This window comes from Paenibacillus dakarensis, assembly GCF_001373415.1.
GTDB classification, from domain to species: Bacteria; Bacillota; Bacilli; order Paenibacillales; family Paenibacillaceae; genus Paenibacillus_AQ; species Paenibacillus_AQ dakarensis.
In genome coordinates this window covers 59,050-73,875 of sequence record NZ_CDSE01000040.1, presented here as the reverse complement: position 1 = coordinate 73,875, position 14,826 = coordinate 59,050, and the positions used below count along the sequence as shown (strand labels likewise).

12 protein-coding genes are annotated in these 14,826 nt (G+C 52.1%); 2 read left to right on the top strand and 10 right to left on the bottom strand.

Going from position 1 to position 14,826, the window contains the following annotated elements:
* A partial coding sequence (locus BN1234_RS11465; protein WP_156337200.1) for an ABC transporter substrate-binding protein occupies window positions 1–788 on the bottom strand: 788 nt, incomplete at its 3' end.
* Window positions 789–950: 162 nt separating this feature from the next.
* Entirely contained in the window at window positions 951–1,079 is a 129-nt protein-coding gene (locus BN1234_RS22910; RefSeq protein ID WP_281177645.1) for a hypothetical protein, read from the bottom strand.
* A 181-nt stretch (window positions 1,080–1,260) separates the two neighbouring features.
* Between BN1234_RS22910 and BN1234_RS11460 the strand changes: the two genes are divergently transcribed.
* A complete protein-coding gene (locus BN1234_RS11460) occupies window positions 1,261–1,656 on the top strand; it encodes a hypothetical protein (RefSeq protein ID WP_054956798.1) in 396 nt (131 codons plus the stop codon).
* Window positions 1,657–1,821: 165 nt separating this feature from the next.
* Here BN1234_RS11460 and BN1234_RS11455 read toward each other — a convergent pair whose 3' ends face one another.
* The 4 genes from BN1234_RS11455 to BN1234_RS11440 all read right to left on the bottom strand — a co-directional run bounded on the left by BN1234_RS11455 (window position 1,822) and on the right by BN1234_RS11440 (window position 9,194).
* The gene (locus BN1234_RS11455) at window positions 1,822–4,221 is read right to left on the bottom strand and encodes a putative phage tail protein (RefSeq protein ID WP_054956797.1); all 2,400 of its coding nucleotides are present in this window, start codon (window positions 4,219–4,221) and stop codon (window positions 1,822–1,824) included.
* 27 nt (window positions 4,222–4,248) lie between these two features.
* Complete coding sequence (locus BN1234_RS11450; protein WP_054956796.1) at window positions 4,249–4,443, bottom strand: twin-arginine translocase TatA/TatE family subunit; 195 nt, start codon at window positions 4,441–4,443, stop codon at window positions 4,249–4,251.
* A gap of 322 nt (window positions 4,444–4,765) precedes the next feature.
* Window positions 4,766–6,172, bottom strand: a complete 1,407-nt coding sequence (locus tag BN1234_RS11445) for an extracellular solute-binding protein (protein ID WP_054956795.1) — start codon at window positions 6,170–6,172, stop codon at window positions 4,766–4,768.
* Between the two features lie 211 nt (window positions 6,173–6,383).
* Window positions 6,384–9,194, bottom strand: a complete 2,811-nt coding sequence (locus BN1234_RS11440) for a hypothetical protein (RefSeq protein WP_054956794.1) — start codon at window positions 9,192–9,194, stop codon at window positions 6,384–6,386.
* Window positions 9,195–9,452: 258 nt separating this feature from the next.
* Here BN1234_RS11440 and BN1234_RS11435 point away from each other — a divergent pair, with 258 nt between their 5' ends.
* Window positions 9,453–10,838 carry an extracellular solute-binding protein gene (locus BN1234_RS11435; RefSeq protein WP_054956793.1) on the top strand — a complete coding sequence of 462 codons (1,386 nt, stop codon included), beginning with the start codon at window positions 9,453–9,455 and terminating at the stop codon, window positions 10,836–10,838.
* A gap of 68 nt (window positions 10,839–10,906) precedes the next feature.
* Here the strand turns inward: BN1234_RS11435 and BN1234_RS11430 are convergent, their stop codons facing one another.
* The 4 genes from BN1234_RS11430 to BN1234_RS11415 form a co-directional block, all read right to left on the bottom strand.
* Window positions 10,907–11,851, bottom strand: a complete 945-nt coding sequence (locus tag BN1234_RS11430) for an aldo/keto reductase family protein (RefSeq protein WP_054956792.1) — start codon at window positions 11,849–11,851, stop codon at window positions 10,907–10,909.
* Between the two features lie 80 nt (window positions 11,852–11,931).
* A complete protein-coding gene (locus BN1234_RS11425) occupies window positions 11,932–12,621 on the bottom strand; it encodes a nuclease-related domain-containing protein (protein WP_054956791.1) in 690 nt (229 codons plus the stop codon).
* 353 nt (window positions 12,622–12,974) lie between these two features.
* Entirely contained in the window at window positions 12,975–13,877 is a 903-nt protein-coding gene (locus BN1234_RS11420) for a fumarylacetoacetate hydrolase family protein (RefSeq protein ID WP_054956790.1), read from the bottom strand.
* Between the two features lie 27 nt (window positions 13,878–13,904).
* Window positions 13,905–14,786: an SMP-30/gluconolactonase/LRE family protein gene (locus tag BN1234_RS11415; RefSeq protein WP_054956789.1), complete on the bottom strand. Its 882-nt coding sequence runs from the start codon at window positions 14,784–14,786 to the stop codon at window positions 13,905–13,907.
* Window positions 14,787–14,826: the final 40 nt, after the last annotated feature.

Sequence of the window (14,826 nt, the reverse complement as noted above, 5' to 3'; positions counted from 1 at the left end):
TGAACCTGTGCGTCAAACTTCGCAATCTCCTTTACAATCACGCCTTCATCAATCAGCTTCTTGGCATCTTCGATGACCTGGATGCCTTCCGGCGAGTTAAATGCCGCAGCCGAGCGGTCCTCGTTCAGAATCGGAATCCCTTCGTTGGCGAGATAGCTTTTGGCGGTAAACTCTGTTGCATACCCGGCAGCCCCTGTAGCGGCTTTAATCTTGCGTGCCATTTCATGGAGCTCATCTCTGGATTTTGGTGCAACAGCCGGATCCAGTCCTGCCTTCTCCAGCAGTCCCTTATTCATGAAAAGCACCTGCGTAGACGTGTACCATGGCAGGGCATAGGCTTTGCCGTCAAATACCGTCGCATTGAAAATGCCCTCAAAATACGATTTTTGTGTTTCTTCAGAAAGGTACTGCTTCAGATCCGCCAGCGCTCCCTTGGTTGCCATCTGGCTAGCAATCTCGGTGTTCAGATTCACCACATCGGGTGCATCCTTACCGGCAGAGGTCGCCAGAAGCTTCGTCTGGATCGCATCCATCGGATAGTCCTGCCAATTGATCTTTACATTTGGATTTTTCGTTTCATAGTCCGCAATCAGCTTGTTAAAGTAATCGGTAAAGTTCGGTTGCAGTGCGATGGTCCAGAATTCCAGCGTAACCTTCTCTTTTTTGCCACCCTGCCCGCTGCCCGGGTCTGCCCCCTTGTTCGAGTCAGCTCCTCCTCCGCAAGCGGAGACAATCAGCAGCAAACAAGCGAGTGACGTCATATAAAGCGCTTTCATAAATCTTTTCAACGTTGACAACTCCCTTTCTACTTTTAGGTTGGAAATATTATGATATTTTCTGCATTCAGTTTACCATACTGAAATAAACATGGTAATAAAATTTCGTTTTAATTTTTTATTTTGAATATTTAGTATCATACTGATTCGGCGGTGCTCGAAGAGCGCTGCAGTTTAGATCAGCCATTTGGCCTGCAAATTGCCATGGTCAAGGTAGTATAGGCTGGTTTTTTTGCGCAGATTATATAGTCCCGAGAGTCCGTTCATCCCGGCCGCATTGAACTTGCCGGACCTGATCTTCATCCGCTCCCCAGGACAACGACGTCATATACACCAGCCCATTCATCAAAATATACGAACTGGAGGGGGTTAGCGGCATTTTTGTTAAACTTTGTCTTCTGCCGTTCATATTCCGTTCATAATTCCTTTATATAATTTAAAATTGTATAATTAAAATCAGACATTTATTTAAAGGGGACATGATATGCTAAACTACAGCAAGTGGTTGATGCGCACCGCTGCGATTTACGCCCTGATCGGTGCATTGATCGGCTCGGATCTCGCGGGTCGCCAGGATTATTCGTTGAGGCCTACCCACGCGCATATTCTGGTCGTCGGCTGGCTGACTTTGTTTGCTTACGGGCTTTTTTACTACATTTTCAAGAAAAAAATCAGCATGTCCCGGACCGCAAGGCTTCATGTGTGGACCAGTATGCTCGGCGGCGGACTGATGCCCCTCGGCATGCTGCTCTACTACAAGTTCGGAGGCACAGCCGCCCTCATATCCTTTATTCTCCCGGCCTGTGTGCTGCTGGTGGGCATGGCGCTCTTTGTTATTCTCCTCTTTTGGGATAAAAAGCTGTTTGCTGAGCCGTCCTGATCTTTCCGGAGCCTTCAGGCTCCCTTTTTTTTGTGATATGGCGGGTGTCAATTCACCTCTATCCCGCTGTGATCAAGAGCAATGGAACAGAATATAGCGGATAAAAAAAGATGGCCCGGCTTTATAAACCGGGCCATCTCCTTTATATGAGATAGGAGTGCTGAATTACTTCATGATCAGATTCCCGTTACTATGCTGTACGTTATTGCCTTCAGTCGGAAGCTGGGAGCGGTTAACCTTCTCTTCCACACAGGATGTCATGAAAAAGTAGGTACCGCTGGCAGTACTCACGTCTGTGGCTTCATACTTTCCGCCCTTAAAGCTGGCGCCTACGGCCTTGAACTGCAGCTTGCCGTCCTTCACGCGGAAGTGAGCAGTGGCATCATCCGATGCTTCACTGCGGCATAATCCGTAATTCAGAGTGAATGCGCCGCCTGATGATTTTTTGCTGACGAGCGCTTTTTCGGGACTGGTTCCCCGGAGTTCGGCTCCTCCCTCCACGGTAAGAACTTGATCGACGCTGCTTGTTGCCGCATGATCCCACGCACCGGTAAACACCAGCCCGCAATTTTCCAGGCCCCCGCCAATCAGCTGTACTTGTTTGCTGCCAATCCGCACGATGCCGGATGAATTGGAAGCCGCTTTAAACCAGGTATCCCGGAGCGTAAGCCGGTTGATGCTGCCGATGTTCACATCCTCGACGTTGTTAAATACACAGTTGGTGAACAGCAAATCGGATGTAACCGGGGTCACGCCGACCGCCTCACTGCGGACCGGACGGGCAATCTCGTAGCCCTTCACCATACCGAAGGAAGAAGCTTCAATCTGGTTCGGACGCCGGGAACGGGCCGAGCTTTGGGACAGGGTAAGCATGTTTTCCGCGGTGCAGCCTCTCATCTGCAAACCGTCGACGTTCGCCCAGATAGAGCCCGAATCGGTTAAGCCCGGCTTGTTGATCGCGTGACAATCTTCGAGCGTCAGGTCGGTTAGCTTTTTATGAGCCACGATCCGGGAAGCGATATGTTTTTTTACAATGATCCGCTTGGCGCTGTCTCCCCAGTGGGTCCCGCTGTTCGCAAAAGATAGCAGGCCTGAATTGCCGATATACGTCAAGTCATGCTCGAACTGTCCGTGAGTAACGAACGGACCGTAATCGTCGCCGTCCCCATGGCAGTTTTCTACATAACAGTAGGCTGCGCAAGTAAAATCGTTAAGGTGACGGGAGTTGCTCGTATTGCAGTTTCGCACGCTTCCGTACAGTACGTTCAGCTGCTGGGTCAGGTAGCCTGTTCCGCCCCAGTCCCTCTCCTCGGGATTGATGAGCTCGCAGCTTTCGGTGATGTAGTGCGAGCAGTAGCGACGCTGAATGACTGGCCAGAACACCTTGGTTGCCCGGATGCCCGACACGTCGCATTCCACAGCAAACTCATAGGCCACCGCACTGGAGCCGACCTGATCCCATGTTTCGAACGGCCGCTGGCCTGGCGTCTCCATCGGGGGTACCGGCACTCCTGTAAACTTCATGTTCCGGACGATACTGCGGATGACCGGCTTCATTTTTTTGTATGTAATGGTGCGTCCCGCTTCCAGCGTCCACCCGAGCTTGTAGTTCACCCGAATATTCGTACCATCGATGATTTCAGTCACCTTCACCAGGTAATCGAGCTCGCGCTGCGCCTTGCCGCCCTTCTGCGGCGACACCTGAGCGATCCACCATTCATCAATGGCAAATGCGGACGACCTTACCACCTGCAGCACATCGCTGCCTTCCGGAATATCCGCACTCAAGGTCACTTCAGAAGTGTCTCCCGCAGCCTCTCCCTGGAAAAAGATGATCGCCCCGAACGGATTGTTCAGCGTGTTCAGTTCAATTCCTTCGGTCGTAACCATGTGACCGCCAAAATCCAGCTCGATCCCGCTCCGGTGGAACACATGCCGCTTGACGAAATTCAGGTCGGAATGGGCCTCGATCCGGTGAATGCTTGGATCGTTCACCATGGCGTCCAATGCGGTATCCGCGTTCTTCTTGCTGTCAAAAATACCGAACCAACGGAAGTCTCCTACACCCTGATGCACCGTTTCCCAGCGTCCCTGAGTGCCCGGAGGAGCGTGAACTGTGCCGCCATTGTCTGCTTTACGGCTGTCCGGCACCCAGCGGACCCATTTTCCGCCCCCGTCGCCACCGGTGTTATACCCGCCGACATAGACCATCGCACCGGCTTGGAAGCTTTTCGTGTTCAACTCGAGCAACATTTTGACATTCGGCACGATCTCGATCTTGGAGAGTGAGCCTTTGCCCGTTGTATCCAGCGTGGAAGGGGCGGATTCTTCCGCAAAAGTCAGCTTGGAACCCAGAAGGCCTCCCGCGATCATAGCCCCGGCGGCACCCAGCACCTGCAGCGCTTTTCTACGGCTCACCCGCGTTTCCGTCGGTGCCGGGGAAGACTGCACTGCGGTCGCCTGCTGGTGCGGTGATAACAGCTGCTGTTCCGGTGCCTTCCTCAGATCCATCGGCTCCTGTGTCAAGTGTGGCAGGGGAGCCGATGTGTGGTCCTTTTGGTTCATTATAAAACCTCCTTTTCATCTCCTGGATTATGACTGCGTCTCTTTCGGCAACTTGTTGGACTTCCCCTCCTCCGTTTCATTCAGTACACCGGCTGCTCCGCTCTTCAGCTCCCTCAGTGTCGTGCCCAGTGCACGCCCCAGCTCCGGCAGCTTCTTCGGTCCGAACAGCAGCAGACCGAGCAGCACCAGTAAAATAACACCTGTAACTCCGATTGTCGGCATTTTTCATCCTCCTTCATTCAGTTCTCTTCATAGCACAAACCATTCCTGCATACGCTTACATTTCTTTATGCATCCCCTCCCTGTAAATGACTCAGATTAACTCATTTACATCCAGCGAACGGCTTATGTACCATGATGTAATTTATACCCAACTGATGTACGCTGATGTATCAGTTGATTATAAAAACAACCTCGCTTAGTTGTCAATCGTCCTAAAGCCGTGAACAGCATAAAAAAAGCCGCCTGCCCTGCATGGGCAGACAGCTTGCAAAGAATCGTATTGCCGTAAAGCAGCCTTATGTTTGCCAGCAAGGCTGGCCGGCTATTTCTGAGAACCGTGAAGCAGAGACTCCAACCGGATATTGAGTGTATCGCCGTCAATCATCCCGGACCAGTATTCCTTGAGCGTACGTCCGAACTCCTTGAGAACGGACATGGGAATCCCCAGCTCCTGGTGTGCGCGGAAGGTCGGAAACAGCTCCTTATACATCGCATAGCGGGACGGACGGTTCAGTGCTCCAGCGATGGCAGGAGCTCCGGTGGCACCCTGGCTGGCCGAAACCTCGGCAGATTCCCGGCGAGCCGGAATACTTAACCGCTGCTCCCGGATGATTCCCTGCGCTTCCGGAGAAGCGAGAAACCGCGCAAAGGCATGAGCCGCTTCCTTCTCCCCCGAGCTGCGGTTTACAGCTATTCCGATGGACAGTAGAAGTGTCCGCTGCGCCTTCCCCTTGTTCATCAGCGGTACCGGGGAAATGTCATAGGAGAGCGGCAGATCCCGAAATGCATTCAGCCCGAAGTACGTCGTCAGGATCATCGATACCCGTTCCTCCTTGAACAAGGAGAGGGAATCGTCCTCGCTCGTTCCGGAAAAATACTTCGGAAATATCGTATGGTCATTCACCAACTCGGTAAACGGACGCAGCCCTGCTGCCGTATTCGAATCTGATCCGCTTCCCGGCCCGCTTTGCAGAAGAAACAATGGATACCGGTTCAGCGAAGTCGGCACGAAATAAACCGCATGCCTCCCGCTGAAGGCGGCCAGCCGTCTGGAAGCCCCGATGAGATCGTCCCAGGACCAGGAGCTGTCCGGCTCCGGCAGCCCCGCTTCCCGAAAATGCGCCCTGTTATAGCAAAGCACTACCGGGGAGAACGACACCGCCCGGGCATACAGCTGTCCGTTATGCCGGAAGGTCTCTTCCGCAGCAGAGTATAATCCCATGTCCGGCTCCAGTGGTTCCAGAAGGGATAGTGCCTCACCCCCGTCTTCTTCGGCCAGCTCCTGAAACTGAGTGTTATTGAAAGAAACAACGTCCAGCAGCCCTCCGGCAAGCATTTCACGGGCAGAAGTGACATGCCCGAAGAAATCCAGCGGAATGGCCCGTACCTGAATTAACGGATATCGGGCGTGAAAGGCATCCAGCAGCGTGGAAAGCGCAATATCCTCAAACAAAGTCGGATTGCAGCCGAAATGGAGCCGGACCGTCTTCCGCTCCTTCGTCACCATGCTGCCGACGCGGTCGATTTTTATGATCAGCCCTTCGCCCACCAGCACATCCAGCCCTTTGCGCACCGTTTTGTTGCTGATCTGAAACTGCTTCGCAAGCGAGCTTTCCGAAGGAAGAAATGAGCCGGGACTTCGTGATCCATTCAAAATTTCCAGCCTGATCATGCCGATCATGCGATCCAGTTTCTGCTGAAACGATAGTTTTACTGATTCCTTATTCATGTACAAAACTCCCGATCATGGATAAAGTTTACATCACGTTTTTTAATTTTGGAGGATCGGGCTTACGTTGTCAAACGTCTGCAGCGCAAAAACAGAGCAGGACCCAACACAGTTGTGCGGTCCTGCTCTGATTTATTCCACTCGAGTCAGCACTCCAAGAATTACGAAGCGGTTCTGTCCTGAGCAGATGATGAACCCGCGGATCTTCGGGTCATTTAGGGTTTCCGGGACTACCAGGTTTTCTTCCGGTCCAGTGAATGGTATATTTCAGCTTCGATTTCCCATCCGTTCCCGTCACTTCGATCACGGTTATCTGGCCTTTGTTCACGGAATCCTTCATGTTCACATCCGCACCGGTCTGTGTAGTCTTCGCTTCAACTCTGCCTCTATCCGAAGGATTGATATAGTATTCCAGCACTCCCGGTGAAAAGCCGGGTACGGAGCGGCCATTCACCTTCAACTCCGCAAGTGTCGCATCGGTTTCCGGCACCGGAATTTTAGACATATTCGTTCCCGCTTCCGGAGCATAGTATATGGTGCCGTCGATGCCGATGGTCATGCTGTTCATGAATTGGTCATCGATGACTTTATACTGAAGACTCTCGGGATCAATGACAATCAGCTTGCGGGACAAGGTCGTATACAGCATGCCATCCGGCGCCCATCTCAGGTGAAACGGCATCCATTTGCTCGTGTTGTACGTGCTCGGCCGGATGAGCTTGCTTTTTACCACCTCCTTCGTTTTCGGGTCCAGGGCAAAGATCGTGCCGTCTACGGCTCCCCACAAAAGGCCGTCCGGTCCAAACGAAATGTCTCCGATCATCCGCGGATCCTCATCGATGCCGGGAATATCCGGAGTGAATTCCTCCAGCTTCTTGCCGTTTTTCACATCCCAGATAAATATCTTCGCTTTCGGCTCGGAAGGCTCGATGCCGAGACCGCCCCATACCGAGGTGCCGCCATAAAGCAGCCCGTCCTTGTATGCAAGACTGATGACGCTCTGGTTTCGGACCACCTGCTCATGATTATATTGCTTCCACTCACCGCTCTTCTCGTCAAACACCGCGAGCGCCCCGCCCAGAACGCCATAATCCGGAACCGTACCGACAAACAGCCGGTCGTCACCTGAGGTGATGGCAAAAGGTCGGTCCTGATGCTCCATGTCATATTCGAGCTTCGGGTTCTCGTTCAGGGATACCGGAAGAGACGGGTCGTAGCTGTACATAACCGCGCTGACGTATGTTCCGAAGTATACCTTGCCGTTCAGGAACCCGATGCCCTCCGGCTGCGGGAAAGAGGAAATATTAAGATCGATTTTGTCCGTGAACGGATTATACACGCTCATCCCGCGCTGGTACCCGCCGAAGTAGAGGCGTCCGTCGACACCCGATTCAATCGCCTGAATGCGCACCGGCTGCGGGGAAATCTCGAGTTCCACAAAAGAGACGCTTTTTTCGGTTGGATCATAAAGGATGTACTCCCCATACTGGGTCACCATTGCCAGCACCGTTGTTCCCGCTTTGCTGCCTGATTTCAAGGTGATCCAAGACATGTCCTTGACCCGGACCGTGTCCGGCAGCGGATAGGAAAGAGGAATCATCTCCGATGTATTGGTATTGAAATCGTATTGGAAAAATTCCGTCCCGAATTTATAGTAAATGAGGTTCGGCTGAGCCGGATCCGGTTCGGAAATCATGTTGCTGTATTGGAAGGTATGCTCGATTTCCAGCGTTTCCAGATCCATGACAACCATATTGACAGTGCTGACCGATACCATAAGTTTGCCGTTTACGATAAATACATCAGCAATGGTGCCTGTCGTTCCAGAATAACCGGGAATGTGGATCTCGCTCTTTTCACCCGTCACCCGGTCAATTTTAAACAGCTGGAGGGTCGTCCCCATACCAGCGTAAATATAACGGTCGTCAACAGCAATGCCGCGGACGTACTGCTGACCCGGCTCGACGATGCCGTAGTTACGGAAATTGCCGGTTTCGATATCGTATTCGAACACCTTCCCGCCGGTTTTGTCGTTAAAGGTGCCGCCGTAGATCTTGCTTCCAATGGCCTCGATGTCCCACACCCAGTTATCCGCACCGTTGAAGCCAAGCTTCTCGATTTTCTTGTCCCCCGGCAGATAGCGGTAGAGCATACCATCCCCCGTACCTGCAAAATAAACGTTTTTGTCCGGTCCAACCGTCATCGCCCATGTAGCTTCAGTATTCGGGATGTCCTGGGCAAACTTCAGCTTTCCCGTCTCTCCGTCAACGACCGTAAACGTACCGGGGAGGCCGTTGGTCATAAAATAAACCTCATTTTCACCCAAGGCATTCTGCTGTATGGCTCCTGCTTGTCCCAGATTGACGCTAACCATAGGGCCAAGATCAACAGGCGCCTGGTATTCCCGGTTCAGCGGCTTCTCCTGAGGGGAAATCTGCAGCACGACATCATCCACATAAGCTTCCGTCAGGCTCGGTGCTCCGGAATTTATCGCATAACGGACGTAAGCCGCTCCTTCCGGAACGGTCGTCTGAAGCTTCATCTCGCTCCATTTCCGGCTGCCCAGCGTGACCGCCCCGAACAGCTCCTGAGATACTGGCTTCAGCTGGACATGCTTGGCGTCGTAAAAATACAGCTGCAGCACAATATTATGAGTCTGCTGCAGAACATAAATCGAGTTTTTGGCGACGAGCAGATCACCGGGAGTTACCGCTACCGGATCACTGACGACGCGTGAAGGGTTCGAGGTCGAGGAATCCTTGAAATGGAGACTGTTCGGGGCGCTGACGAACTGCTCTGTTCCAATCGAAATGTCCTCTTTCGACCCAGTGGCCAAGCTCCAGCCCGGAATTTCTCCGTTCACCAGCGGCAGATCGAAGCTGGGGTTCACCAGCTTTCCTTCCGCAGCCGTGCTCTGCGCCGCTGCCGCAGAGGCCGGCTGCACGGGAACACCGCTGCCGGCGAAAATCACCGCACCGCATAATAGCCCTGCGATCCATCGTTTAATGTCCTGTCTGTACATTATTCATTTCCTCCCGTTAGTGATGAAGTATTTGATGACCTAAACGCCATGAGAGCTTGCGATCCTCCCTTCCGATTCTGTATCATATCTATATCACATCAATGTTTCATTTATTTTATTAAAACGCTTTCATAAGTGTCAAATACCAAAATACCTATTTTATAAAAAAATCTCATTTTGTTTAATCCGGGTCTGTTCCTTTATAATGAACGCAACGATGTTTTGAGATATTTTGCTATAGAAAGGAAGACAACGCCATTGCATGACAAGCCCAGCCGTACGACGTTTCGCGCCCGATTGGATGAGATGGTGCAGCTGCTTCGAAATGAGATCGTGACCGGAAGGCTTCAGTCGGGAGAGTTTTTGCCATCCATTCAGCAGCTGAGCAAGCAGCATCAACTGAGCGTCAATTCCGTTCAAAAAGGGCTCGACCAGCTCGAGGAGGATGCCCTGATCGAGCGGATTCCCCGCGTCGGTATCAGGGTCGCGGATCCGGGCGGCAGCCAGACTGCCTCCGTCTCGTTCGCTTATTACCCTTCGCTAATGCGGGATATCGATCTGGAGAGTCTAATCGCATGCTTTGAGGAAGAGCACCCCCATATCCGGATCCGCCCGGTCCCCCTGCAGCTGGAGCATTATCAGGAGGCTGCCCGTTATTATCTGGATGAGGGAATCGATATTCTGGCCGTGAACTACTTTCACTTCAATGAATTTATGGAGCGGCACGCCGACCTGGGACAAATATTGGAGCAGCTGGAGCCCGCTGAGGAGATTTATCCGGATCTGGCCGAGCCGTTTGAGCAGAACGGAAAGCTGTACGCGCAGCCGCTGACCTTCTCGCCGGTCATCCTGTGCTATAACCAGGAGCATTTCACCCGGCAGGGTGTGGAGGATCCGTCTTCCGACTGGACATGGCAGGACTTTATGGCATGCCTGGCCCGACTGGAGGAGGGGCGGCGCCCGGGGACCGCTTTTTATTTTCATCCGGCTGCTTATAACCGCTGGCCGATCTTCCTGCTCCAGAGCGGCCTTTCATTTGGTGAGAAACGTACAGGCAGCCGCCCCGAGGCGCTGCATGATAGCATACGCACCTGCTATGATCTGATCCGCCGGCAGCAGCCGTTCCCGGTACTGTTGTCCGAGCAGGAGCTCAGGGTGGAGGAACTGTTCGCCCAGCAAAAAGTGTCCGTCATGATGACCACCTACTTTAACCTTAACGCGCTTCAGGATTTGTCTTTCCCATACGGCATCGCTCCTCTGCCTTATGTTAAGGTACCGAAGACGCTCCTGCTGACAATCGGGCTCGCGCTCAACCACCGTTCCAGGGAGAAGGAAGCGGCCCAAACCTTTCTCCGGTACATGGCGTCCTTTCCTGCCCAGCTGCATATCCGTAAGCATACCCTGAGCATTCCGGCTCACCGGCAGGCAGCGGAATGGGACGGCGAGGTACAAGGTTACCGTCCGCCGCAGTTCAGCTTGTTCCGGGATATCCGCCAGACTTACAGTCTGTTGTCCGACCTGAATCTGAAGCCAAGCGAAATTCAAAATCTCCTGAATATTATGAATCTGTACTGGACAGGGCTGGAGGATCAGGAAACAACCTTGCGGCAGTTATCGGAAATGCTGCAGCTGAGCGACCGGTAATACACAATAGAAGGCACGGGAAGATTCCCGTGCCTCATTTTGTATGCCTAATAGATTATGATTTCTTCCTACTGCTCCTTCAATATATCCTCGATCCGGTTCAGCACATCCTCGCTGAGCTCGATGCCGGAAGCTTTCGCATTCTCCTTCACCTGCTCCGGACGGCTTGCACCGACCAGGGCACTGGCGACATTGTTCTGGCGGAGGATCCAGGCGAGGGCCAGGTTACCTACGGACAGATCCAGTTCAGCCGCGATCTTCTCCAGCTCACGGACTTTCGCAATTTTCTCTTCGGTAATTCCTTTGCGAACCCCTTCCAGCTTGGCTGCGCGGCTGTCTGTAGGAATATCCGAGGATGAGGTATATTTGCCTGTCAGCAAGCCTTGAGCCAGCGGCGAGAACACGACTTGTCCGATGCCGGAGCGCTCGCAGAGCGGCATAACCTCTTTTTCGATGTAACGGTTAAACATGTTGTACACCGGCTGGTTCACGATAATACGGTCCAGCAGATAGCGGTCTGCCACTGTCAGCGCCTCGGCGATCTGGGAAGCCTGCCATTCACTGACACCCACATACAGCACCTTGCCCTGACGTACCAGATCATCCAGTGCGCGCAGCGTTTCGTCGAGCGGGGTTTCCGGGTCATGACGGTGACAGTAGAAAATATCGACATAGTCATGGCCTAACCGCTTCAGACTTGCATGCGCCTGCTCCATGACGTGCTTGCGGGACAGGCCGCGATCATTCGGTCCGTCACCCATCGGCCAGAACGCCTTTGTCGCCAGTACATAGGATTCCCGCGGATACGCTTTCAACGTCTCGCCGACCAGCTTCTCCGCAGCGCCTCTCTCGTACACATTCGCCGTGTCAAAGAAGTTAATCCCAAGATCGTACGCCGTTTCGATCGAGTTTACCGCATTCTCCTGTTCCACATAACCGCCGTATGTAAGCCAGCTTCCCAAGCTGATCTCACTGACCTTCAGCCCGCTTCGTCCCAGTCTTCTGTACTTCATTTCGCATTCCTCCCCGAAATTGGCCATTTTAACCTGCACTTCTTATTGTAAAACAGTTCGGGGCTTATTTGCCATAATACTTATGGCGTTTTTCTTTCCTTCACTTTGTCTGCATGCGCGGCGCGGATGGCCGGATCAGTGATGTTGGCAGCGCTCAGCTTCTGATATATTTGCTGAATATCTTCTCCCGTAAGCTGTACGTAATCACCGCTCATTTTAAGCATATTGATTTTCCGTTGGATGAACTCGGACAATTCCACATCATATACGATAAGCTCATCAGATTGGATTTTCCGAAGGTCTGGATCGACACTAAACCGGCATCTCATGGTAAAAGAAATCATTGAAATGTAACGCAATCCATCCCTCTGACCGATATGTCGTTCGATGGCCTTGATGTGTCCATAGTTTTGCATGAACGGATTGTACATCTTGAACCGGTTACTGACACTCCATTGTTTATCACTGCGTCCACCTTTAATTTCTCCGTTGTAATTCTTGGTTTCGATGACAAACAGACCATACGGGGAAATCACCAGGTGATCGATCTGAGAATAGCCGGAACGCGACTTCGGATTTGAAACCAGCAGATCGGATAGATAACGGCAGTCTTTCGGCAGCTGATCCAGCTGAATATTAATTTTGTGCTCTCCCAGTTCTCCGATTCGTGTGGACTCGATTTTAGGGCGGGTTTGAGTTTTCTTGGTTTTACGGGGTTCAGTTGAAGGCTTAGGTTTAGGCTTAAATAGAGATAGAATTTTCTCTAACATTATTATTCTCCTTTTGGGCTCTCGTTGGCCGAGTTTGCTCTATTATCAACTTCTATTCCTTGATTATCGGCATTACTGATAACGATGGTTATCCTTTTATACAAGGAAGAAAAAATAGAATATGTTAATTTAAAAATAGAAATAAGGACGAATGTTCATCCGTCCTCAGTACAACCATCTTGATTGTGCTTCCCTCCAAGATCAAGTTTCAGAGCAGCAAATACCCTACTTTGACCTCAATTTAAGAGTGGGTTACTTTCGTTTATCGATGTAAGTCAGCAGCGCATACATAAACAGCCTCCGGCTAGTGCCGGAGGCTGTTTATGTATCGTTCACCCGTCAAACTCAAATCCTCACGCCATGATGTTCCGCAGGGTACCCAGCTTCTCGATTTCAATCTCAACCGTATCGCCCGCTTTTAGATACATCTGCTTCTCCGGAGGATATCCCATTACGACGCCTTCGGGGGTTCCTGTCAAAATCACATCACCCGGCTCCAGCGTCATATGTCTGGAGACGTAGCTGATAATTTCATCACAATGATAAATCATGTCCGAGGTATTGGAATGCTGTCTCAGCTCACCATTAACATAACAAGCGATGTCAAGCATATTCGGATTTCCGACTTCGTCCGATGTGACCAGATATGGGCCAATAGGGCAGAAGTCGTCGCAGGTCTTGCCGAGCAGCCACTGACTCGTCCGGAGCTGCAGATCACGCGCGGACAGATCATTGGCATTACAGTAGCCGAACACATAATCAAGAGCTTCTTCTCTGGATACGGAAGCGGCTTTACGGCCAATTACAATAGCTAGTTCCGCTTCGTAGTCCACCTTCTCTGCAACCGGCGGTATAGCGACCGTGCTTTGATGCGCCGTGATCGTATTGCTGAATTTATTGAACAAGATTGGAGACTCCGGAATCGGAGAATTCGTTTCCTCCGCATGCTTTCGGTAGTTCAATCCCACGCAAATGATCTTCCCTGGCTCCGGTATACACGGTCCCCATTCAATCTGTTCCTCATCGACCAGATAACGCTCCAGCCCCCCTTCCTTCTCAAGGGTCTCTGCTCTTTGCCTGATCGAAGGCAGGGAACGCTCCATCGATCCGATCAGGGAGCGCATACTGCTCGTCATATCTCCAAGATCCGGCGCATCCGTTGACTGCGCTCCAGCCGCCGTCAGATCAACGACACCCTTCTCCAACTTCATTCCGATATGTAATCGGCCATCCACCTTCATCGTCAGCAGCTTCATGTGAAATCAACCTTCCTTCCAGCAGTATCATATCTGACTTCCAAAACTGGCGGCCGGCATGCCTTTCGCTCCTGTTTTGATCCGGAACAGGCTGCCGCCATAGGGGTCTTCTTGCCCGCTTTCCTGATCATCCGCGGTGGTAATGTACAGATCCTCAAGATTGTCGCCTCCGAAAGCACAGGAGGTTACCAGTCTTGCCGGCAGTTCAATCCGCTCCTGCTCTTTAAAGCTCACCGGATCCCAGCAGGTTACTCTGCTGCCGCCCCAGTGCGCGATCCAAAGCCTTCCGTCTGCATCCACCGTCATGCCATCCGGCATACCGCTCTCCCCAGAAAAGCGCAGCAAAACTCTGCGCCCGCTAATTTCACCGGTATCCAGCCGGTAATCATAGGCATAGACCGTACCCGCCGTTGTATCGATAAAATACATCTGATCCCCCGCCGGGCTCCAGCCCATGCCGTTGGACAGACCTATTCCTGTTTCCACGCGGGTAATCTTTAGATCAGCATCCATCCGGTAAAGACTTGCCATGCCGGATTTCCCTTCCATGTTCAACGTTCCCAGCCAGAAACGGCCGGTAGGATCACATTTACCGTCATTGAACCGGTTACCCGGAATATGACGCTCCGGTGAAGCGATGTGCTTCATCGTCCCGTCCTCTTCCCGGAACCGGTAAATTCCATCCTGAAGGGCAAGCAGGTAGCTTCCATCTGCAGCCGGCACCGCGGTTCCAATCAGCTTTTCCATAGGATAAACCTTGTCTTCCGAAGCAGCCGGATTATAAAAGTGAAGCGACTTTCCCTCTATATCCACCCAAATCAGGCGCTCCTTGCCGCTTTCCCAGAACGGTCCTTCCCCCAGAACAGCCTTCTTGCGCAGCACACATTCCAGCTTTGATGATTCCATCATGCTTATCTCCTCCTAAACCCACAAACCTCGTCCGGTCATT